This window comes from Xenorhabdus sp. Sc-CR9, from assembly GCF_963897815.1.
GTDB lineage: Bacteria > Pseudomonadota > Gammaproteobacteria > Enterobacterales > Enterobacteriaceae > Xenorhabdus.
In genome coordinates this window covers 1-20,662 of record NZ_CAWQTY010000204.1, presented here as the reverse complement: position 1 = coordinate 20,662, position 20,662 = coordinate 1, and the positions used below count along the sequence as shown (strand labels likewise).

The window sequence follows — 20,662 nt, the reverse complement described above, 5'->3', positions numbered from 1 at the left end:
AATCTGATATCTTTCTGTTTCGGTCAGTTGTGTATAGGCCATAGTGCATTTTCCTTTGGCGAGAAAGATGCCTACTATAGCAACTGACCGCCTTTCTTAGAAATTGCACTTATGATGCGAATCCAAGACTCATTCATTTTCTTCAATGATAAACAATACTTTCATTTATTATGCAATAAAAACACTTAATTAAAAATAAACACTATATCGTTTAGCTTGAGTTTACACAAATTCATATATCTTACCTAATAACAATTATTGTTAATAATAGAAATTGCAATTTTCACCAAACCATAAACAAGGGATTTTATAATTATTCATATAGTTATGAATAAACTCTTGTTTTAAAAAATCATCTTTTATAAAATTGGTTAATTAATAATGAACAGAAAACCTTCATTTTTATTTATCGTTTTAGTTACTTTTTTGTCCATGGGGGGATTGATTTCGACTGATATTTTCCTACCTGCCCTAAGTGAAATGGGTGATTATTATCATGTTAACAAATCTAATATACAAAGCGCAATAGCCATTTTTTTATTTGGAATAGCCTTCTCTCAACTGATTTACGGGCCATTAAGTGATTGTCTTGGGAGAAAAAAAGTACTTATTTCTGGTATGATAATATGGTTGATTTCAACTGTTGGTATTTTTTATAGTACATATATCAGTGAGTTATTAATATTACGCTTATTTCAGGGCTTAGGTGCTTGTGCGGGTATTACATTAGGCCGCGCCATTATTAATGATTTAATGAAAAAAGAAGAAGCTGCCCATTTATACCTCATCATCTTTCCTTTCGTGGGCATGTCTCCCGCTATAGCGCCAATGATTGGCGGTGTATTAACTGAACTCTATGGTTGGAAAGCTTGTTTCCTGTTTCTTACCTTATTTATAACAGCCACACTTATACTATGTGTGTTAGTATTGGAAGAATCTCTACCCCCAGAAAAGCGGCAAAAACTCAATCCAAAAAGTGTCGCCACTAACATTTATTATGTATTGGTAAATAGGAAATTTCTTTATTATTCTGCTATACCTTGCTTTGCTTATGCGACCTATTTTTCCTATTTAGTAGAATCACCATTTATTCTTACTATTATGGGATTACCAGAAAAGTATGTTGGCTATACCTATATTCTTCTTTCTCTTAGTTATGTATCTGGCAACCTTATCGCTAAAAAATTAACGCATAAAAAAGGAATAGAAAATACCATTTTATATGGTTATATCTTATTTACCATTGGAGGACTTTCATTCGCTATACAGATGTTATTTAATCCTGATCCCTTATTTTCATCTATGTTAACAATATCAGTATTAACCTTCGGAAATGGTTTTTTACTGCCATTGGGTACAGCATCAGCTATTGCCACTCATAACCAATTAGCTGGAACAGCTTCAGGTGTAATGGGTACTTTGCAATTAGGAAGTGCAGCAATAACATCATTATTTATTGGTTATCTATCCCACCATGAACCTAAAACCGTCGCGATTATCATCGCAACTTTTTCACTCATCGGTAGCGTTATTTATCTGATTGGATACCAGAATAAAAAAGTAATCATAGAAACTAAATAGGAATAAATTAAATGGTCAATAATATTGATGTTACACTACGTGATGGTGGATATCTAAATAATTTTAACTTTACAACAGAATATGCCATAAGACATGTTAAGGCATTAGTCAAAAGTAGAATAGAGTGGATCGAAATTGGTTATCGTAACGGCTCTTTTAAACCTATACCTAATATTGGCTTGGCAGGTTTATCACCTGATAGCTATATTCAGAATATTCATAAAGCCGTTCCTGAAGCAAGATTGGTTATTATTGCTCACTCACACAATATCAATTCTGATGATATCCTCGCGCTGAAAGAAAACGGCATTAGTTTGCTTAGATTATGTATCAAGGCTGATGACCCACAGCTATGTTTGAAATTATGCGAGACTGCTCGAGCTATCGGAATGGCAGTGAGTATTAACTTTACACGAGTGAGTCAGCTTTCTATCAGTAAAATTATTGAAGTTACCAAACAATGTGAACAAGCCGGTGCTAATATTATTTACTTGGCAGATTCAAACGGTAGTTTGTTCCCTGAACAAGTATCAAAATTGGTTTATAAATTAAAGGCCACCACACAATTACCAGTGGGATTCCATCCTCACGATAACTTGAGCCTTGCTATGGCAAACAGCATTGAAGCAATAAAAGCAGGCGCTCATTTCATTGATAGTTCTTTGTTAGGAATAGGAAAAGGAGCAGGTAATCTCAATATAGAAAGCTGGCTATCATTTCTTAACTTCAGCCAGAATAACAAGCAATATGATCTTGGACAAATACTCACCCAACTCGATGATTTCCAATCCCACCATTCTTTCATTGCTGCCAAACACAATCTTATAGACATATTGATGGGCATATACAACCTAAATGTAGATAACAAAACTACTCTTGAAGAAGGGTTACCACTCGGTGTTAACCATGTGTTCCGTATCATAAAATCTCTACAAGAAGCAACGACATGACACAGAACAATAATAATACAATGTATCCCAATCCTGAAGCGGTCATTCTCGCACCTGTGATGCCACTTTGGGATCATGGAGATTTCTGTACTCCATTATTCTCGTTGTTACAGAAAATGGGATATCAGGTGTCTATTATCGATACACTAGCCTTAATAAACTCAATTGAACCTGAACATGCCATAAATACTATTGAGTCTGAACTCAACCGGCGTTTCACCCAACCTTATCTACTTGTCGGGTTTGCGATGTCCGGTACGTTAGTGCAGTTGCTTGCACCACGTCTGAAAAAACTCATGGGGGTAATCTCAATCAGTGGCCCTGGATATACCGATTCATTACTGGCCAATAAGCTAAAACAATTAATAGATCTCCTGAACAAAAATCAATTGGATGAAGCAATTTCATTGTTATATGACTTTGTTGTTCCTGAAGATGGGATGCCACATGCCCAAATACCCTCTATACCTGACCATTTAAGAAGTACTGCCCGAAAGCGCATGCTGACAGGATTCTCACTACTGCTACAACTGGATGCCAGGACAACATTATGTAAATACAAAGGAAAATTTCTAAGCATAATTGGCGGATGTTCACAGTTGGCTACAGTAAGTAATCAGGTAGTCCGCACTCATCCTACACACTGTTTTATTATCGTGGAGGGAGCAGGAATGCGGCTTTGGGAAGATAATCCTGTATTTACTAACAATATAATTAATAATTGGCTCTGAATCTTATGAATAAAAAAATTCTTGTTTTACCCGGAGATGGCATTGGTCAGGAGGTATGCGATGCTGCCCTCCCCATTTTTCAAGCTCTAAACCTTCCTGTGACATTAACAATGGGAGATATCGGTTGGACATGTTGGGAAAAAGAAGGTAATCCAGTACCTGCAAGTACTTGGAGAAAAATAGCCTCTGTAGATGCCGTGTTACTCGGTTCTATTACCAGCAAAGGTAAAGAAGAAGCGTTACAAGCGTTGCCAGTACATCTGCGTGAAAAAGCGGGAAATTATGTGTCACCGGTTATCCAATTACGTCAGCACTTGGGATTATACGCAAATATCCGGCCAGTTCGTTATGTGGAAGGGGATCGTAAACCTTTTCGCTGTTGTGTTATCAGGGAAAACACCGAAGGACTCTATGCGGGGTTCGATTTCAGAGGAATTACTGCTACTACTGCGATCTGGTTACAGCATCCAAATATAGATAAATATGGCCCTGATGAGGCTGTATGGTCAGTTCGTTTACAAACTCGTTTTGGTTTGGAACGCTTGTTTATCACTGCATTTGAATATGCAAAGCAAAATAACTATATCCGTGTAACATTTGCTGATAAACCAAATGTAATGCGGGAAAGCGGGCATTTTGCAAAAGGTATTTTCGATACTATTGCTGCACGTTACCCTGAGATAAAAGCAGATATCCACAATGTGGATGCCGTGGCTTTATGGCTGGTAAAAAAACCTCATGAATTTGGTGTCATTGTTGCTGAGAATATGTTTGGTGATATTTTGTCTGATTTGGCAGCTGGTGTTATGGGCGGACTTGGTTTAGCACCTAGCGCTAATATTGGCTGTGATATTGCCTATTTTGAACCTGTACACGGCAGCGCACCTAGCATGGCAGGGAAAAATAAAGCCAATCCGGCAGCGATGTTTTACACAATAGCATTATTATTGGAACACCTAGGCTTTATTGATGAAGCGCAACAGATTAACCATGCGGTAGATAATGTAATACGTGAAGGGCGAACGGTTACTTATGATCTGGGAGGAAGTGCAACAACTCAACAGATGGCACAGGCTATTATTAGTACTTTAAATAAAAAACATACTAACTATTCTGCGTCAATTATTACTGTTGGTGATGAACTACTAAATGGTAAATGCCCTAATACAAATCTTCAGGAGATTAGTAAATATCTCACGGTTCAGGGATATAAAGTGAAACAACATCAGGTTTGTGCTGATGATATTAACCAAATCGCTACTTCGGTGATTCGCCGATTAGGGCAGGATGCTCTCATCGTCGTATGTGGTGGTCTTGGCCCGACAGCAGATGATAAAACCCGCGAAGCGATAGTGAGAATAACTGGCAATCCTTTGGAAATACGCGACAACGTCTGGGTGGAAATACAGAAGCAATTGGAAAAACTGGGGGTATATTGCGATCCTTCAAATCAACGCCAAGCCATGATGCCGCCCAATACAGAAGTTATTCCTAATATGACAGGCACAGCATCTGGTTTCAGCCTTAATGTTGATGGTAGCAAAATAGTTTTATTATCAGGTTCACCATCCCAGATGCGGTTAATGTTGTCAGAAAAGCACCCTGTTTCTCCGGTAACCAATATGAAGGAACATAGCTACCACTGGACGCTAATCAGCATTAGTGAAAGTAAAGTAGGTGTGATGGTGGACAAATTCTTTAATGGCATCGAATGCAATATTCATTATTTATGGAAAGCACCTTATGTAATAGTACAAATTCTTACTCCGGCTGATTTTCCTCTTTCCACACAGAAAATAGCTGATTTTGAATCTATGTTTGAAGGCAAATTGGTCAGCAATTGCCAGATGACTGCTCTGGAAAAACTCAGTGAACAATATCGTATTGACTGGCATACAGATGACGATGAATTAAGTACATATCTACACACAGCGCTATACAAAAAACTCCCAATCAATCCCTTATCAAAATCTCTTTTAGTGAATATAACCACTTTTCCATCTATCAGTGAATTTTTATCTGGTGAAGAGATGATTGGACAGATGACTCTGACAACCATAGATAATGAAGGGCAGCAACATGCTATGGATTTTCCATGCAATAAGCTGCTACTGAAACAATCTATACCTGAATATGCCGCCTGGAGTGTCCTGTGCGCACGTGCATCCAAAAAAGAGGAAATGTAATGCAATTTGAACAAATCAAAGCGCATTTAATGCAGCTTGATAGTGCTGCCATATCAGATGCAATGGATAGTTTATATATTTCTGCTGGGTTGGCTGGAATTGTGCCCCGTAATGCCGGAACTAAAATAGCAGGCCCCGCATTTACTGTACGCTATGAACCCATCATTCCCGAACAAGGTAATTTTCTGAATGCTGGAAACTATATTGATGAAGTCCCTACTGGATCTATAATTGTAGTTGATAATCAGGGTCGTATTGATTGTACAAGTTGGGGCAATATATTAACTTTTAAAGCGATACAAAAAGGAATTGCAGGTTCTATCATTTATGGATCAGTCAGAGACTTGTCTGAAGTTCGCAGATTAGCATATCCCTTATTCTCAACTGGGATTTATATGGTATCAGGAAAGAATCGAACCCAGATAGCTGCAACACAGTGCACTCTGAATATTGGTGGTGTAGAGGTATCGCCAGAAGACTGGGTTTTTGCGGACGATAATGGTGCGCTAGTGATTCCAAAGCAGCATTTGCTTACGGTTATTGAGCGTGCAGGAAATGTTGATAAAACTGAACAGGCTATTATTGAAGCTATAACTAACGGAGAAGATCTAGTTACCGCCCGTGAAAAACTGGGGTATGCCGTACCTTGGAAACCTGTATTATGAATCAGTTGTTTATAGAATACTGGGAGAAAAAACTTCGTTTTCTTGATGTACATTATCATGCTCGCCCCGATAGTTATATTCGACGGTACAATGTACTTGAAGCAGGGAGGGAATACTCTCGACAAGGTGGTGGAGTGGTACTTAAAAACCACTTGGGGAGTGTTGCAGCTTTGTCGTCACTGGCACAAGAAAAAGAACTTCCGGTTTTTGGCTCGGTAGTATTGAACTCTGCGGCTGGAGGGCTGGCGATTAACCCCATTATTCAGTCACTGAGCCAATATCAGTTCCATCATGCTCCACGGTTGTTGGTTCATCTGCCAACCATTGTTCCGACAGAGCATAAAAGTGTAATGAAACGTGCTTGGGCAAATGCTTCTGCGAAGACTTTAGCTCAGCAACCTTTGTCTGTTGTTGATAGCAATGGGCAGTTGCATCACGAAATCCATGAGTTAATTCGTTTTGCACAGCAACATAATGTTGTTCTGTCATCCGGCCATGCTTCAAGTTATGAAGTTATGCAACTCATTGATGCTATTACCGCTGAGGGGGGATGTAAGTTCATGCTAAACCAACCTGCCAGCCCTATGACCAGATTAAAAGCAAAAGACCTTAAAGCATTAGGTAAACACGACTGGCTTTACGTGGAGCAGACAGCATTAACCGTTTATCTTGGTTATCAGACAACTGAGGATTTTTTTGAAGTATTATCAGAAGTGAATAATGTTGTCTACAGTTCTGACCTTGGACAGCCCGTTCAGCCTGATGTTGAACAGTGGCTGAGTGATAGTGAGTGTTGGTTTAGATCCGCTGGATTGAGTGGTGTTCGTATTCGGGATATTACCTTGCTTAATCCACTGTATATGTTAGCTCCAAACAAAACTACATCTGAACTTTCGGGAATCTACTGTGCTTAGTCGGACTTTTCATGGCAAACAACTGTTCATTTATCATCCTTAACTTCTTAATATCTTATTGGAATTAATAGTAAAAAACCGATCATACTCTATAGGTTCTAAGATGCAGCACAACGGCAAGGGAATGACAAATTCGTCGGGAACGAATTTGCCCAGCCAAAGGCTGGCCTCCGGTGAAAGGCAGGAGTCTTTCATTAATCCCCGGAAGCATAGCTGACTATGTGACCGGGGGTGAGTGAGTGTGCAGACAACAAAACTACAACTCAAAAAATGAAAGGCATAGTTATAGGATAAAAACTTTCAATCTTCAGGCAATAGTGTCTGATTATTGCGAGCTAACCATAAGGCAAGAGCTTTAAGTGAATCCGGTGTAAATTCATCACAACGGGCGGTAATTTCTTCCGGTGTTAACCAATAAACAGCCGTGACTTCTTCTTCCTGTAGTGCAAACGGCCCATGACTGACACAACTGAACAACCCTCCCCATGTCCGGCAAGTGCTCTCTTCATAGTAAAAAACACCATGCTCGGCAAAGGGAACTCCGGCAATCCCCAGTTCTTCTTCTGCTTCCCGACGAGCAGCATCGAGCATATTTTCTCCCGCTATTACGACACCACCTGCCGTTGCGTCTAATTTACCCGGGTAAAAGTCTTTCGTTTCTGTACGATTCTGGACTAAAATTTTGCCCATACTATCATGCACAACAATGTAAGTAGCACGATGTCTCAGGTTTTGCGCTCTCATTTGTTGGCGGGTTGCCTGTGCAATCACTTCATTATTTTCATTGACGATATCAACCCACTCAATACTTACTGATTTTTCTTGCTCCATCCTAAAAACCTTTAATAAACGATTTGCATGCCAGTTTTTACTGTATGCCTCAGTTGACGAGGCCTAAAAATCATAACTTAATAAAACAAAATCAGTAACACTGATACAAGAAACTTATAACATCTTACGGATAAACAGTGGTAATGTAACATAGTTATATTTAACAGTGAGTTATTATTACTGGAGGTTATATGATAGATCTGTATTATGCTCCCACTCCCAACGGCTATAAAATTACGCTATTTCTTGAAGAAGTCGGCCTACCTTACACTATCCACCCCATCAATATCAGTACAGGCGAACAATTTAAATCTGAATTTCTTGCCATTGCCCCCAATAACAAGATCCCCGCTATTGTCGATCATCAACCCGAAGATGGTGGAAAAGCCATTTCTGTCTTTGAATCCGGTGCCATTTTACTTTATCTGGCAAATAAAACAGGCCAGCTTTTAAGCAAGAATCCCCGGGAACATACAGAACAATTACAATGGCTGTTTTGGCAAGTTGCGGGATTTGGCCCAATGCTCGGGCAAAATCACCATTTCAATCGCTACGCCCCTGAAGTCGTACCTTACGCGATTAAACGCTATATGGAAGAGTCACAACGTTTATATAATGTGTTGAATACTCAACTGGAAAAAACGCCCTATTTGGGAGGAAGCGAATACAGCATCGCAGATATTGCTACTTATCCATGGGCGAAATGTCATGAGCACCAGAAAATTAATATAGGAAATTACCCCGCCGTCGAAAAGTGGCTTGATAAAATCAAGCAGCGGCCTGCTACACTAGCTGCTTACAATGACGCTTAAATGTAATCTATGCAAAAAATTCACTTAATGACAAAATTTTTCACCGTAAAACTTGATATTGATTACAGATAGCAGCATATTTCGCTGTCACTTAAGTCATCCCCTGCTATAGTCATATTGGCTATCTATTTTTGTCACAGGGGGTGGCTATGCGTATCTTAATTACGGGAGGAACGGGGTTGATTGGTCATCGCTTGACCTGTCAGCTACTTTCTCTCTCCCATTCCATCACCATTCTGAGTCGTTCACCACAAAAAGTGTACGCTCTGTTTTCCGATCTCGTTGAATGTTGGACAACGTTAAATGACCGACACGATCTGAATAGTTTTGATGCTGTGATTAATCTTGCTGGCGAACCTATCGTCAATAAGCGTTGGACTTCTAAGCAAAAAGAAAGAGTCTGTCAAAGTCGCTGGCAGATCACTGAACAGCTGAGTTCATTGATCAACAACAGTGAATCTCCTCCGTCTGTCTTTATTTCTGGTTCAGCTGTTGGTTATTATGGTGATCAGGGGCAATCAGTTGTTACCGAAAATGATCAGCCGCACGATGAATTTTCCCATCAACTTTGTGCACGCTGGGAGCAGCTTGCTTTGCAGGCGAAAAGTGATAAAACCCGTGTATGCCTGCTACGCACAGGTATTGTGCTGGCGAAAAAAGGCGGCGCACTGCAAAAAATGCTGCCAATGTTTCGCTTGGGATTAGGTGGTGCAATCGGTCATGGTAAACAATATATGCCGTGGATACACATTGAGGATATGGTCAATGCTATCTATTACCTGCTGGTCTCACCTGAGTTAGATGGTCCCTTCAATATAACATCACCTTATCCCATCCATAATGATCAATTCAGCGCCATACTGGCGAGTGTATTGCATCGCCCTGCTTTCGTTCGTGTCCCTGAATTTATGTTAAAAGCGATGATGGGGGAAGCCGCGACCTTAGTTTTAGGTGGGCAACAAGCCATACCCAAGAGGCTGGAAGAGGCAGGATTCGGCTTCCGTTATTTCCGGTTAGAAGAAGCCTTGCAAGATATATTAAAAGCAGAAACTAACGCCAACCAAATTTGAGAACTAAATCTGAATCACACGTTCAACTTTCTGGCTTATCTTTCAAGTTGCAGCTATTAAAGCTAAAGCTGCAACTTGAAATTCTATCAGGTCATATTCCTGTAGGTTTAGCACCCTGCCAACGCTTGAATAGATCCTCTGGTAGATCGATATCGAACTGATCAAGCACACGATTAACAGTCTGGTCGATGATGTCCTGAATACTCTCAGGACGATGATAAAATGCGGGAACAGGGGGCATAACCACCGCCCCGATTTCAGCCGCCTGCGTCATTAACCTTAAGTGGCCCAAATGAAGGGGAGTTTCCCTCACCCCCAATACCAATTTGCGGCCTTCTTTCAAGACAACATCAGCAGCACGGGTAATTAAGCCATCGGTATAACTATGCACAATGCCCGATAGAGTTTTGATGGAACAAGGCAAGATAACCATGCCCAATGTTTTAAATGATCCTGAGGAAATGGATGCGGCTATGTCCCGGTTATCATGTACTGAATCGGCCAAAGCCTGTACATCCCGTAAGGTATAGTCTGTCTCCAATGCCAATGTCTGCCGAGCCGATTGGCTGATCACCAAATGCGTTTCAATGCCTTCTACTGGCTGCAAAACTTGCAGTAGCCTGACACCATAAATCGCACCACTTGCTCCGGTCAGCCCGACAATCAATTTTTTCATTTTTTCCTCTGAAGTTCTGGGTATAACTGAGTGATAATAACGATATTATCCTTCATTATATATTTCCAGATCCTCAATTTCGTTCTGTCCGAGGACTTTAGTGGCATCATCTTTTCGCAATGTTTCCAGATAATCCAAGTAAATCTGGTCAATGTCTTTCGTTACATAGATACCATCAAATACAGAGCATTCGAATTTTTCGATATCCGGGTTTTCTTCCCGTACCGCTTGAATAAGATCTTGTAGGTCTTGATATATCAATGCATCAGCACCAATGAGCTGGCGAATTTCATCCACTTCCCGACCGTGAGCAATCAGTTCATTGGCATTCGGCATATCAATGCCATAGACATTAGGGAAACGAACTTCCGGAGCTGCCGAGGCAAAGTAAACTTTCTTGGCACCGGCTTCACGAGCCAGTTCTACAATCTGCTCTGAGGTTGTCCCGCGCACGATGGAATCATCTACCAACAAGATATTTTTACCACGGAATTCGGCACGATTGGCATTCAGCTTCCGACGAACGGATTTACGTCTCTCCTGCTGACCGGGCATGATAAAAGTGCGTCCTACGTAACGATTTTTGACAAATCCCTGACGGTAAGGTTTATCCAGAATATGAGCGATTTCCAGCGCAACGTCACACGATGTTTCCGGCACGGGGATAACAACGTCAATATGCAAGTCTTCCCATTCACGGGCAATTTTTTCACCCAGTTTCTTACCCATGCGCAACCGTGCGTTATATACCGAAACCTTGTCAATAAAGGAATCAGGACGGGCAAAGTAGACAAACTCGAAAATACAAGGCGTTAAGGAAGGATTTTCCGCACACTGGCGGGTAAATAACTGCCCATTCTCAGTGATATAAATTGCTTCACCTGAAGCTACGTCACGCAGAAATTCGAAGCCTAATGTATCTAATGCCACACTTTCCGATGCCACCATATATTCATTGCGACCATCTTTCAGTGTACGTTTCCCCAATACCAGAGGCCGGATGCCATGCGGATCACGAAAAGCGACCAATCCATGCCCGATAATCATGGCAACGCAAGCATATGCACCACGGATCTTTCTGTGCATTTCCGCTACTGCCGCGAAAATATCGTCAGGCCCTATCGGAAAATGCGGGAACTGACTTAATTCGTTAGCAAAGATATTCAACAGGATTTCAGAATCTGAGGTGGTATTGACATGACGGCGGGCATTTTCAAACAGCATTTTTTTCAATTCATGTGCGTTTGTCAGATTACCGTTATGTGCCAGCGTGATACCAAAAGGAGAGTTAACATAAAAAGGTTGCGCTTCTGATGCACTCGAACTGCCCGCTGTTGGATAACGGACATGACCGATCCCGATTGTTCCCTGTAAACGCAACATATGCCGTGTTTCAAACACATCTTTGACCAAACCATTGGCCTTGCGTAAACGGAATTCATTGTTACTATCAATAGTCGCAATGCCTGCCGCATCTTGCCCACGGTGCTGAAGCACCGTCAATGCATCATAAATCGACTGGTTGGCCGGTGTAAAACCGACGATACCGACAATACCGCACATGTAGTCTTTCCTCATCAGCCAAGCGGAGAGGCGTTATCTCTCCGGCAGGAAACTCGACGCGTTTTGCAGGTAGTCAAAAAACCACCTGATAATTTGACTGAACTGTGGGATTAGCTGTGATTGTTGCCAATCCTGACTATTAGGAAGTGGCGTGAAAGAATCTGCAACAAACAAAATGGCAGACACAATCAATACACCTCGCAATGCCCCAAAACAGATCCCAAGAACCCGATCAGTACCTGACAGGCCAGTTCGCTGTACAAGTGAACCAATTACATAGTTTACTACCGCGCCGACAATCAGCGTTGCAATAAACAAAATAGCAATCGCTACTCCATTACGCACCAGATCGTCTTCAAGGCGGGTGAAATATTCCGCCAAGTAAGTATAGAAGTGGCTTGCAACAAAGAAAGCACATCCCCAGGTTACTAAGGAAAGCGCTTCGCGAACAAAACCACGGATCAGGCTAACCAGTGCCGAAAAACCAATGATGGCAATAATTGTATAATCAATCCAGACCATATTTTAACCTAAAATAGGCTCCCGGCATTCAAGTCGGGCGCATTCTAACAGAAAACGAAAACGTTTGCGTAGTAGATTTATCAATCTATTAAAAATAATTTATTGTATCTTTACGGGAAGCTTTTCGCTCCCCGTGGCATTCCAATCCGATTATGGCTGGTAATTCTTTATTTGCCCCTGTAATCCCGTTAACTCCTTTAATTCGGACAAAATAGATTCAAGTTTCTGCCTTGACACATTGGGACCTACATAAATCCGTGTCAGCTGCCCCTGAACTGGAGAAGAAGGAATTGTGTATATCTGATGCCCCGAAAGACGTAGCCTTGCCACTATTTCGTTCACTTTGTCCGCATTTTTCAATGCGCCAAGCTGAACAACATAGGCCATTGCCAGCGGGGCCTTCTCTACTGGCTTCGGCTTAATTTCTGGTTTGTTTTCAGGACGCGGTTCAGGTTTAGGCTGTGGTTTGGTTTCTACTTTCTGCTGAACCGGTGGCTCAGCGTTCACCGTCCCTTTACGCTCTTGCGGGATAGCCACAGGAGGCGGTGTCATCGGCGCTGTCTCTGAAGATAAAGAGTCAGAAAGTATTTCTGCATCTAACTGTTGCTGCTGTTCTTGTATTTGCATTGCTTCCGCTGCGCCCTCCGGTGGTGTGGACGGCATATTCTGTGGCAGCGGTGGAATCGAATCAATATTCTCTTCGTCTCCGAGTTTCGGCACCAATGGGATAGAAGCAAACTGGTCTTCGTTATATTTCTTATCACCATCAAATATCATGGGCAATACAATCACGCCCAATGCTACCAGAACGACTGCTCCAACCAAGCGATTTTGAAATTTACTTGCCACGTCCCTTTTCCTCCTCCAGAGCCTCCATAACATGAGCAACGGTATGGAAAGAACCACAGACGACAATGACATCTTGCTCTGATGCATCTTCCATTGCCTGCTGCCATGCTTTCCCCACTTCTGCAAATGTCCGTGGGTGTGCAAGGTGCCCGGCTAATACCTCAGCTTCTGCCCCCCGCAATTCATACAGTGATGCGCAGTACCACTCGTCAATTTGTTGAGAAAGGCAAGCCAGTGTACCGGCAATATCTTTGTCTGACAGCATACCAACCACACCACGAATTTTACGGTTTGACGAACGGGGCAACTCTGCCAGTTTCTGTACTAAATACCCCGCGGCATGGGGATTATGTGCGACATCCAGAATAACCAGTGGATTTTCTCTGATAATTTGGAAACGTCCGGGTAACTGAGCGTTTTTCAATCCTGCGTGGATTGCTTTCTCATCAATGGCTCGGCTGACTTTATCGTCTTCCTGTAACAAGCAATGAATTACCCCCATTGCTGTCGAGGCATTTGCCAACGGTAAATTAGGTAAAGGTAGCTCATTGAATTGCTGATCATTGGTTAACCAGTTCCAGCTATTTATCTCCTGCGAGAATTGCCAGTCAACGCCACGACGAAAGAGCTTCGCGCCCAATTCATCAGCGACTTCAGCAATCGAATGTGGCATATCTGGCTCGCCCACTACCGCAAATCGTCCACGGCGGAAAATACCTGCTTTTTCACGACCTATGTGCTCACGATCAGCACCAAGCCAATCTGTATGATCCAGTGCAATGCTGGTGATTGCGGCAATATCTGCATCTACAATGTTGGTCGCATCCAGGCGCCCACCCAGACCAACCTCCAAAATCACGACATCGAGGTCCGCTTCCTTAAAAAGCTGTAAGGCCGCCAGCGTGCCATATTCAAAATAGGTCAGTGAAATATCACCACGCCGGGCTTCTATTTCCGCAAATACACGGCAGAAATCCTGCCCTGCCGGTTCCCTGCCCTGAATACGGACTCTTTCGGTATAGCGTACTAAATGCGGAGAGCTATATACGCCAACTTTAAGCCCTGCGGCCAGAAAAATGGATTCAAGGGTATGGCAAGTTGTCCCCTTGCCATTGGTACCTGACACCGTGATGACTTTTGGCGCTGGATTCAGCAAACCTAATTGTTTACCGAGCTTGCCCACGCGCTCAAGCCCCATATCAATGGCTTTGGTATGCAGGTTTTCCAGATAGGAAAGCCACGTCATCAATGGCGACGTGGCTTGAGGAGTTTGCAAAGTATCAGACATCTTCTTTATTAGTGTTGATGTTTATATCAGTTTCGACATCAGCAGGCTCAACAACGACTTCTACTGTTGGCTCCGCTTTTGTGCCTGGCTGTGGTTGGTGTGTCAACATTGCAATCAGGCTGGCAACTTTTTCACGCATTTCAGGACGGCGTACGATCATGTCAATAGCGCCTTTTTCCAGCAGGAATTCACTGCGCTGGAAACCTTCCGGCAATTTTTCACGAACTGTCTGCTCGATTACGCGAGGACCGGCAAAACCAATCAATGCCTTAGGTTCAGCGATATTAATATCACCGAGCATCCCCATACTTGCCGTTACACCACCCATTGTTGGGTTAGTCAAGATACAAATATAAGGCAGGCCCCGATCTTGCATTTTTGCCAACGCAGCACTGGTTTTTGCCATCTGCATCAGTGACATCAGGGCTTCCTGCATACGCGCGCCACCACTGGAAGCAAAACAGACAAACGGGCAGTTATCTTCCAGAGCCTGTTCAACCGCACGAACAAAACGTGCTCCAACGACAGAACCCATTGAACCACCCATAAAGCTAAACTCAAATGCACCCGCTACAACAGGCATTTCATGCAACGCACCTTTCATCACGATCAGTGCATCTTTTTCCTGTGTCTGCTTCTGAGCTGCAACCAGACGATCTTTGTACTTTTTGATATCGCGGAACTTCAAAATATCTTTAGGTTCCAGCTCACTGCCTAATTCCGTGCCGGTGCCTTCATCCAAAAATGTAGCCAGTCTCTGGCGGGCTGAAATGCGCATATGGTGGTCACATTTCGGACACACTTCAAGATTACGCTCTAATTCAGCACGATAAAGTACCTGACTACAACTATCGCATTTTGTCCAAACTCCTTCAGGTATACTGGCCTTACGAGTTTGCATTATTTTGCTTTTATTTAGAATCTTTTCAATCCAGCTCATTAATGAACCTTTCCGTCTGAATCTGGCTGATGCCAGCTTTTGTTTTACGTATCATTAAACCACAATGCTATTGCAGGGTGGATAAAAAACTGTTCAAACCTGTTAACAGTTACCTATTTACTATCTACTGCTTTTTTTGACGCCGCGCGACGATGACGCCAAATTTCTATGATGCCGGGCAGAATAGAAATAAAGATAATTGCAACAATCAATAGTTTCAGATTCTGCTGTATCACTGGCATATCACCGAATAAATAACCAGCATAAGTGAATAATAGCACCCAGATAAAGGCACCGATTATATTGTAAGCAGCAAAATGACGATAAGACATTTTTCCCATTCCTGCGACGAACGGCGCAAATGTTCTAATAATTGGCACAAACCGCGCCAAAATTATGGCTTTTCCACCGTGTTTTTCATAAAACTCATGAGTCTTGTCTAAATAACTGCGGCGGAATATTTTTGAATTCGGGTTGGCAAATAGTTTTTCACCAAAAATTCGCCCGATGGTATAGTTTATCGCATCACCAATTATGGCAGCAGTAATCATTAAGGCGACCATAATATGCACATTGAGATCATTTGAATCTAACGCAGATATCGCACCAGCCACAAACAGCAGGGAATCTCCCGGCAAAAACGGGGTAACTACCAGCCCTGTTTCACAGAAGATAATCAGGAATAAAATTCCATATACCCAATCACCATAGTTGGCAACCAACTCAGCTAAATGAGCATCGATATGTAAAATAAAATCGACAATGAATTTAGCAAAATCAACAAAATGAGTTAAAAACTCCATAATATTCCTCGTTATGCCCGAACATCCCTGTCACATTTTGAAACTGTCAGATTAAATCATTAGCCAGAAACTAAATCATTTTCCAGAAATAGTGGCCCCATAGTAGGTTCAGATAAACCAAAATGCGCGGGATAATCTACCGCCACTAAATACAGACCTTCAGCTTTGGCAGTTGCCGCCGCTTTTGTTCTGTCTTTCAGTGACAACAGCTCAGCCATCCATCCGATATTCTGATTACCACAACCAATCTCCAGCAAGCTGCCAACAATATTACGTACCATGTGATGAACAAAGGCATTCGCCTTAAGATCCACGACAATATAATGCCCGTGTCGGCTGACATTAATGTGCATCATATTGCGCCACGGTGAGTTGGACTGGCATTGCACCGCTCTGAAAGATGTAAAGTCATTTTCTCCCAATAAGCTTTGTGCGGCTGCATGCATTTTTTTCTCATCCAATGGATAGTGAAAATGCGTAACCCCCTTTGCCAGTACTGCCGGACGATAGCGATGGTTGAAAATCACATAGCGATAACGACGAGCTGTTGCACTGAAACGGGCATGAAACTCATCATCGACCGTTTTAATCCAGCGCACGGCAATATCCGGCGGCAAATGGGTATTAACCCCCATTGTCCATGCTGCATCTTTACGTTGTGCCGAAGTTTCAAAATGCACAACCTGCCCGGTTGCGTGTACCCCCGCATCCGTTCTGCCGGCACAGAAGACTGCAATAGGCTCATTCGCTACTTTCGATAAAGCCTTTTCCAAACATTCCTGTACGCTTTTCACTTCTTGCTGACGCTGCCAACCATAATATCGGCTGCCATCATATTCAATCCCCAGTGCAATTTTCACTTTCTTTGCCTCTGGCACAGACTGACTCAGCTCTGTATCAGACATCAGTAAAATTGCTCCTGCACCAGTTTTTCTGCGGTTTCAACCGCCATCAGTGCGCCACCAAAACGGATATTATCGGCAACTGACCAGAACTGTAGCATTTCTGGCATACCATAATCATTGCGCAGACAACCAATGCTTAAGCCATCTTGCCCTGAAGCATCGGTTACTTGAGTTGGATAATCGCCCTCTTCTGAAACCTGAATATCTTCAATACGTTCAAATTCGCCACGCGCTTCTTCCATACCAACCGGACGCAATGTTTCCAAACTTACCATCTGTGCAATGCCATAGAAGACGGAAGACTGAACACAACTTACAGAAACTGGCAAACCTTCGTCCTGCAATATTCTACGGACTTGATCTACAATGCGGCGCTCTTCATATACAGCCCCTTCAACATCAGGCAATAAAGGCAATAAATTGAATGCCAATTGTTTGCTGAAACGGCCTTCATCCGGTGGGATGCCATTCAATAACCGCGCACTCTGCCCCGCCAATTCATTGATAGCAGCCTTCCCGTGCACGGAAACCGGCAGGATATTAGTCAGATGTAAACGCGCAATACCAGCCACATCGATCAATGGCTTGATGGCAGTCAAAACTTGGCTGGTTGAGCTATCTGCCACCGCAACGATGTTACGGTTACGATACTCAGCCAGCGCATGCGGGTTAACACCCGGAACAACCAGAGGCACATCCGTCTCTGCTGCAAACAAACCACTGCTGTCGATAACCAGACAACCGGCTTCTGTTGCCCTTTCAATGTGTTGTGCCGTGACTTCCATCGTCGCGGCAAAAAATGCGAGTTGTACTTGTGACCAGTCAAATTCTTCAGCATCACGAACAGTGATGTTTTTGCCGTTAAAACGTTGGATTTTTCCAACACTTTGCTCACTGGCAAGAAGATGCAGTTCACCAACCGGAAATTGGCGCTCCTGCAATAACGCGAATATCGCTCCGCCTACTGCGCCCGTTGCACCCAAGAGCGCAATATTCCAACCTTCAGACATGTTGGTTTTCTCCACTTCTTCATTTTGCTGACAGGCAGGAACCCCCTGCCTGTATTAAATCATTTTAGGGTTAAACTCAATTTTGCATTAAACCCAAGTTTGGATAGTAGTTGAGCACTTTCCGCTGAATCACAATGCATTGTCAGGGAAGACCATTCCCGACGTTCAGGATAATGTTTGCGTAGCTGGTCAAAAGCGCCCTCCTGATCCGCCACCTGACGTAAAGGTGCATCATCACGGCGCACATCATACACTAAATGTATCAAACGCTTCAGAACGCTTTGTGTCACTTCACTCTGTAGGATTATCTGGCTGAAATCAGGCTCAGGCAACAGATCAGCCAATTCCGCCTGACGGGGTTGTCCCAAAAACTCACTATAAGCTTCAAACACCTGAGTTGTACCCCGAGCCTTGCCTTCCAAGGTATAACCTGCAATATGAGGCGTACCAATATCAACTAAAGCCAGCAGAGGTAGTGAAAGGTTAGGCTCTGGTTCCCAAACATCAAGTACCACACGCAATTTTTTCCCACTTTGCAACAGGGAAAGTAACGCTTGATTATCAACCACTTCACCACGACTGGCATTAATTAAAATTCGGTTGTCTGGCAATGCAGAAAGTAACTCTGCATCTGCCAAATGATAGGTTTGGTAAGCACCTGATTGATTAAGAGGTGTATGGAAAGTCAGAATATCCGCTTCTTTTACCAATTTTTCCAGCGGCCAAAATTCACCTTCATCGCCACGATCAGCCCGGGGAGGATCACACAGCAAAGTTTTCACGCCCAAAGCCGTCAGCCTATCTGCCAAACGCCCTCCGACATTGCCAACCCCAACAATACCGACCGTTTTATCTTTCAGTTGAAACTGATCTTGCTCAGCCAACAGCACCAGTGCAGAAAACACATATTCAACCACAGCAATCGCATTACATCCCGGCGCAGCAGAAAAACCAATTCCCGCCTGTGACAACCATTGCTGATCAACATGATCCATACCCGCAGTGGCAGTCCCCACGAATCTCACGGAACTGCCCTGCAACAAGGATTCATTGACTTTAGTGACCGAACGCACCATAAAGGCATCCGCATGTTCCAAAACCTCCGCAGGTACTGGACGACCCGGAATTGCCTGTACTTCACCCAATTGCTGAAAAAGTTGTTCAGCATAAGGCATATTTTCATCAACTAAAATTTTCACTTTTCTCATCCAACGGCTAAATGGGCGTGACCTGCTATTTTGCCACTTTATCTTCATATACCCTAATGGATTTCGAGTTACAGCTTTGTTGACTGCAACCCGAAAGATGCAGGGATAAAATTTGCTGGGACTTTTCCTATTTTCTGCTCACCCTTTCCTGAAACGCTCCGGCGTTGTACCCGCAAGCTGCTGAAACATAGCAATAAAAGCCGATGGTGAGCTATAACCCACATCAAACGCGATTTCATAAACATTTTTACCCTGCTCCAATAAAGAAATGGCGTGCAGGAAACGTAATCGCTGACGCCATTCGCCAAATGACATCCCCAATTGCTGTCGGCAACGCCGTGATAATGTTCTCTCTGAGGTATACCGTTTTTTTGCCCATTCCGATAAGGAAGTATTATCTGCGGGGTTACGTTCCAGTAACTGCAATATTGGCCCTAGTAACTTGTCTTTTGAAGAAGGCAAATAAGTACACTGCTTTGGTGATATCTCCAATTGATCAATTAATATTTGGGCAAGGCGCTTATCTTTTTCTGTTTCAGGCTGGAGGAGCTTCCGCTCAAAAAAATCCACCATAATGGCACTGAATATACTGTTCAGACGAATAATGCAGGGTTGTTGGGGTAAGGTATCAGTCCACTGAGGAGATATGTCAATGATCCAAAATCGCAATGCTTTCCGGTTATAACTTGAATGCGCAATATTTTTTGGTATCCAGATACAAAACTCCGGCGGGGCAAGAAACCGCTGCTTCCCCACCTGCGTTTCCATTACGCCACAAACCACATAAATTAATTGCCCAAAAGGATGGGTATGTAACCTACATTCCGTCTCTGCATTCAGTGTTTCATCACGAAAAGAGAGTATATCCGGTATTATCGGCTGAAACACAGCTTGATTCGCTACCATCTGTTCGATCATTTCTACTCCTGAAACCTTTATTGCATACGATAATCAAGAAAAAGCATCTTGTCCTAATTACCACATCTGTTGTCTGATTATCGGTATATATAATAAATCGGTCATTGCTAAACTAGAGCGTGTTGATCTTTTTGGTATAAAAAGCAAGCAGCAAATGGGGCTGTTATAATGGTTTCGCCAAAAATCAAAACAATTACCCCAAATGCCAAGACTAATGTTAACAGATGATAGCTGGAAATT

Annotated in this window: 20 protein-coding genes; 8 read left to right on the top strand and 12 right to left on the bottom strand. The window is 42.8% G+C overall.

The features are described from left to right. Positions 1 to 381: 381 nt before the first annotated feature. The 6 genes from AACQ81_RS15780 to AACQ81_RS15755 are packed head-to-tail and all read left to right on the top strand — an operon-like array spanning position 382 to position 7,027. A complete protein-coding gene (locus AACQ81_RS15780) occupies positions 382 to 1,581 on the top strand; it encodes a multidrug effflux MFS transporter (RefSeq protein ID WP_237387888.1) in 1,200 nt (399 codons plus the stop codon). 11 nt (positions 1,582 to 1,592) lie between these two features. Further along, entirely contained in the window at positions 1,593 to 2,531 is a 939-nt protein-coding gene (locus AACQ81_RS15775) for a 3-hydroxy-3-methylglutaryl-CoA lyase (protein ID WP_237387887.1), read from the top strand. After that, positions 2,528 to 3,262 carry a hypothetical protein gene (locus tag AACQ81_RS15770; protein ID WP_237387886.1) on the top strand — a complete coding sequence of 245 codons (735 nt, stop codon included), beginning with the start codon at positions 2,528 to 2,530 and terminating at the stop codon, positions 3,260 to 3,262. Before AACQ81_RS15775 ends, AACQ81_RS15770 begins: the two co-directional genes overlap by 4 nt. A gap of 5 nt (positions 3,263 to 3,267) precedes the next feature. Continuing rightward, positions 3,268 to 5,448 (top strand): isocitrate/isopropylmalate dehydrogenase family protein, encoded by a 2,181-nt coding sequence (locus AACQ81_RS15765; protein ID WP_237387885.1) that lies wholly within the window; start codon positions 3,268 to 3,270, stop codon positions 5,446 to 5,448. Further along, positions 5,448 to 6,113, top strand: coding sequence for an RraA family protein (locus tag AACQ81_RS15760; protein ID WP_237387884.1), 666 nt, complete (start codon positions 5,448 to 5,450; stop codon positions 6,111 to 6,113). The genes AACQ81_RS15765 and AACQ81_RS15760 overlap by 1 nt, the downstream gene beginning before the upstream one ends. Further along, positions 6,110 to 7,027: a DUF6282 family protein gene (locus AACQ81_RS15755; RefSeq protein ID WP_237387883.1), complete on the top strand. Its 918-nt coding sequence runs from the start codon at positions 6,110 to 6,112 to the stop codon at positions 7,025 to 7,027. Before AACQ81_RS15760 ends, AACQ81_RS15755 begins: the two co-directional genes overlap by 4 nt. Positions 7,028 to 7,327: 300 nt before the next feature. Here AACQ81_RS15755 and yfcD read toward each other — a convergent pair whose 3' ends face one another. Beyond that, on the bottom strand, positions 7,328 to 7,858 hold the full coding sequence (gene yfcD / locus AACQ81_RS15750) for an NUDIX hydrolase YfcD (protein WP_237387882.1): 531 nt from the start codon (positions 7,856 to 7,858) through the stop codon (positions 7,328 to 7,330). Positions 7,859 to 8,049: 191 nt separating this feature from the next. Here yfcD and AACQ81_RS15745 point away from each other — a divergent pair, with 191 nt between their 5' ends. Both AACQ81_RS15745 and AACQ81_RS15740 read left to right on the top strand, forming a co-directional pair. Beyond that, entirely contained in the window at positions 8,050 to 8,670 is a 621-nt protein-coding gene (locus AACQ81_RS15745) for a glutathione binding-like protein (protein WP_237387881.1), read from the top strand. Between the two features lie 149 nt (positions 8,671 to 8,819). Next, positions 8,820 to 9,740 (top strand): TIGR01777 family oxidoreductase, encoded by a 921-nt coding sequence (locus AACQ81_RS15740; RefSeq protein ID WP_237387880.1) that lies wholly within the window; start codon positions 8,820 to 8,822, stop codon positions 9,738 to 9,740. A gap of 91 nt (positions 9,741 to 9,831) precedes the next feature. Here AACQ81_RS15740 and AACQ81_RS15735 read toward each other — a convergent pair whose 3' ends face one another. The 11 genes from AACQ81_RS15735 to AACQ81_RS15685 all read right to left on the bottom strand — a co-directional run bounded on the left by AACQ81_RS15735 (position 9,832) and on the right by AACQ81_RS15685 (position 20,422). Continuing rightward, complete coding sequence (locus AACQ81_RS15735) at positions 9,832 to 10,416, bottom strand: UbiX family flavin prenyltransferase (protein WP_237387879.1); 585 nt, start codon at positions 10,414 to 10,416, stop codon at positions 9,832 to 9,834. 45 nt (positions 10,417 to 10,461) lie between these two features. Continuing rightward, positions 10,462 to 11,979: an amidophosphoribosyltransferase gene (purF, locus tag AACQ81_RS15730; RefSeq protein WP_237387878.1), complete on the bottom strand. Its 1,518-nt coding sequence runs from the start codon at positions 11,977 to 11,979 to the stop codon at positions 10,462 to 10,464. Between the two features lie 33 nt (positions 11,980 to 12,012). Continuing rightward, on the bottom strand, positions 12,013 to 12,501 hold the full coding sequence (gene cvpA / locus AACQ81_RS15725; protein WP_237387877.1) for a colicin V production protein: 489 nt from the start codon (positions 12,499 to 12,501) through the stop codon (positions 12,013 to 12,015). Positions 12,502 to 12,651: 150 nt separating this feature from the next. Beyond that, positions 12,652 to 13,350, bottom strand: a complete 699-nt coding sequence (dedD, locus tag AACQ81_RS15720) for a cell division protein DedD (protein WP_237387876.1) — start codon at positions 13,348 to 13,350, stop codon at positions 12,652 to 12,654. Next, positions 13,340 to 14,638, bottom strand: coding sequence for a bifunctional tetrahydrofolate synthase/dihydrofolate synthase (folC, locus tag AACQ81_RS15715; RefSeq protein ID WP_237387875.1), 1,299 nt, complete (start codon positions 14,636 to 14,638; stop codon positions 13,340 to 13,342). The genes dedD and folC overlap by 11 nt, the downstream gene beginning before the upstream one ends. After that, positions 14,631 to 15,578, bottom strand: a complete 948-nt coding sequence (gene accD, locus AACQ81_RS15710; RefSeq protein WP_237387874.1) for an acetyl-CoA carboxylase, carboxyltransferase subunit beta — start codon at positions 15,576 to 15,578, stop codon at positions 14,631 to 14,633. Before accD ends, folC begins: the two co-directional genes overlap by 8 nt. A gap of 113 nt (positions 15,579 to 15,691) precedes the next feature. Then, positions 15,692 to 16,381 carry a DedA family protein gene (locus tag AACQ81_RS15705; RefSeq protein WP_237387873.1) on the bottom strand — a complete coding sequence of 230 codons (690 nt, stop codon included), beginning with the start codon at positions 16,379 to 16,381 and terminating at the stop codon, positions 15,692 to 15,694. 59 nt (positions 16,382 to 16,440) lie between these two features. Further along, positions 16,441 to 17,286 carry a tRNA pseudouridine(38-40) synthase TruA gene (gene truA / locus AACQ81_RS15700; protein WP_237387872.1) on the bottom strand — a complete coding sequence of 282 codons (846 nt, stop codon included), beginning with the start codon at positions 17,284 to 17,286 and terminating at the stop codon, positions 16,441 to 16,443. Further along, the gene (locus AACQ81_RS15695) at positions 17,286 to 18,296 is read right to left on the bottom strand and encodes an aspartate-semialdehyde dehydrogenase (protein WP_237387871.1); all 1,011 of its coding nucleotides are present in this window, start codon (positions 18,294 to 18,296) and stop codon (positions 17,286 to 17,288) included. Before AACQ81_RS15695 ends, truA begins: the two co-directional genes overlap by 1 nt. Before the next feature lie 59 nt (positions 18,297 to 18,355). After that, positions 18,356 to 19,495 carry a 4-phosphoerythronate dehydrogenase PdxB gene (gene pdxB, locus AACQ81_RS15690; protein WP_237387870.1) on the bottom strand — a complete coding sequence of 380 codons (1,140 nt, stop codon included), beginning with the start codon at positions 19,493 to 19,495 and terminating at the stop codon, positions 18,356 to 18,358. 147 nt (positions 19,496 to 19,642) lie between these two features. Continuing rightward, positions 19,643 to 20,422 carry an AraC family transcriptional regulator gene (locus AACQ81_RS15685; RefSeq protein WP_237387869.1) on the bottom strand — a complete coding sequence of 260 codons (780 nt, stop codon included), beginning with the start codon at positions 20,420 to 20,422 and terminating at the stop codon, positions 19,643 to 19,645. Between the last annotated feature and the right edge of the window lie 240 nt (positions 20,423 to 20,662).

Bases quoted from the DNA above. Each gene is read 5' to 3' on its own strand.
- AACQ81_RS15780 (WP_237387888.1), top strand. From the start codon at position 382: ATGAACAGAAAACCTTCATTTTTATTTATCGTTTTAGTTACTTTTTTG.
- AACQ81_RS15775 (WP_237387887.1), top strand. From the start codon at position 1,593: ATGGTCAATAATATTGATGTTACACTACGTGATGGTGGATATCTAAAT.
- AACQ81_RS15770 (WP_237387886.1), top strand. From the start codon at position 2,528: ATGACACAGAACAATAATAATACAATGTATCCCAATCCTGAAGCGGTC.
- AACQ81_RS15765 (WP_237387885.1), top strand. From the start codon at position 3,268: ATGAATAAAAAAATTCTTGTTTTACCCGGAGATGGCATTGGTCAGGAG.
- AACQ81_RS15760 (WP_237387884.1), top strand. From the start codon at position 5,448: ATGCAATTTGAACAAATCAAAGCGCATTTAATGCAGCTTGATAGTGCT.
- AACQ81_RS15755 (WP_237387883.1), top strand. From the start codon at position 6,110: ATGAATCAGTTGTTTATAGAATACTGGGAGAAAAAACTTCGTTTTCTT.
- yfcD (WP_237387882.1), bottom strand. From the start codon at position 7,858: ATGGAGCAAGAAAAATCAGTAAGTATTGAGTGGGTTGATATCGTCAAT.
- AACQ81_RS15745 (WP_237387881.1), top strand. From the start codon at position 8,050: ATGATAGATCTGTATTATGCTCCCACTCCCAACGGCTATAAAATTACG.
- AACQ81_RS15740 (WP_237387880.1), top strand. From the start codon at position 8,820: ATGCGTATCTTAATTACGGGAGGAACGGGGTTGATTGGTCATCGCTTG.
- AACQ81_RS15735 (WP_237387879.1), bottom strand. From the start codon at position 10,416: ATGAAAAAATTGATTGTCGGGCTGACCGGAGCAAGTGGTGCGATTTAT.
- purF (WP_237387878.1), bottom strand. From the start codon at position 11,979: ATGTGCGGTATTGTCGGTATCGTCGGTTTTACACCGGCCAACCAGTCG.
- cvpA (WP_237387877.1), bottom strand. From the start codon at position 12,501: ATGGTCTGGATTGATTATACAATTATTGCCATCATTGGTTTTTCGGCA.
- folC (WP_237387875.1), bottom strand. From the start codon at position 14,638: ATGTCTGATACTTTGCAAACTCCTCAAGCCACGTCGCCATTGATGACG.
- accD (WP_237387874.1), bottom strand. From the start codon at position 15,578: ATGAGCTGGATTGAAAAGATTCTAAATAAAAGCAAAATAATGCAAACT.
- AACQ81_RS15705 (WP_237387873.1), bottom strand. From the start codon at position 16,381: ATGGAGTTTTTAACTCATTTTGTTGATTTTGCTAAATTCATTGTCGAT.
- truA (WP_237387872.1), bottom strand. From the start codon at position 17,286: ATGTCTGATACAGAGCTGAGTCAGTCTGTGCCAGAGGCAAAGAAAGTG.
- AACQ81_RS15695 (WP_237387871.1), bottom strand. From the start codon at position 18,296: ATGTCTGAAGGTTGGAATATTGCGCTCTTGGGTGCAACGGGCGCAGTA.
- AACQ81_RS15685 (WP_237387869.1), bottom strand. From the start codon at position 20,422: ATGATCGAACAGATGGTAGCGAATCAAGCTGTGTTTCAGCCGATAATA.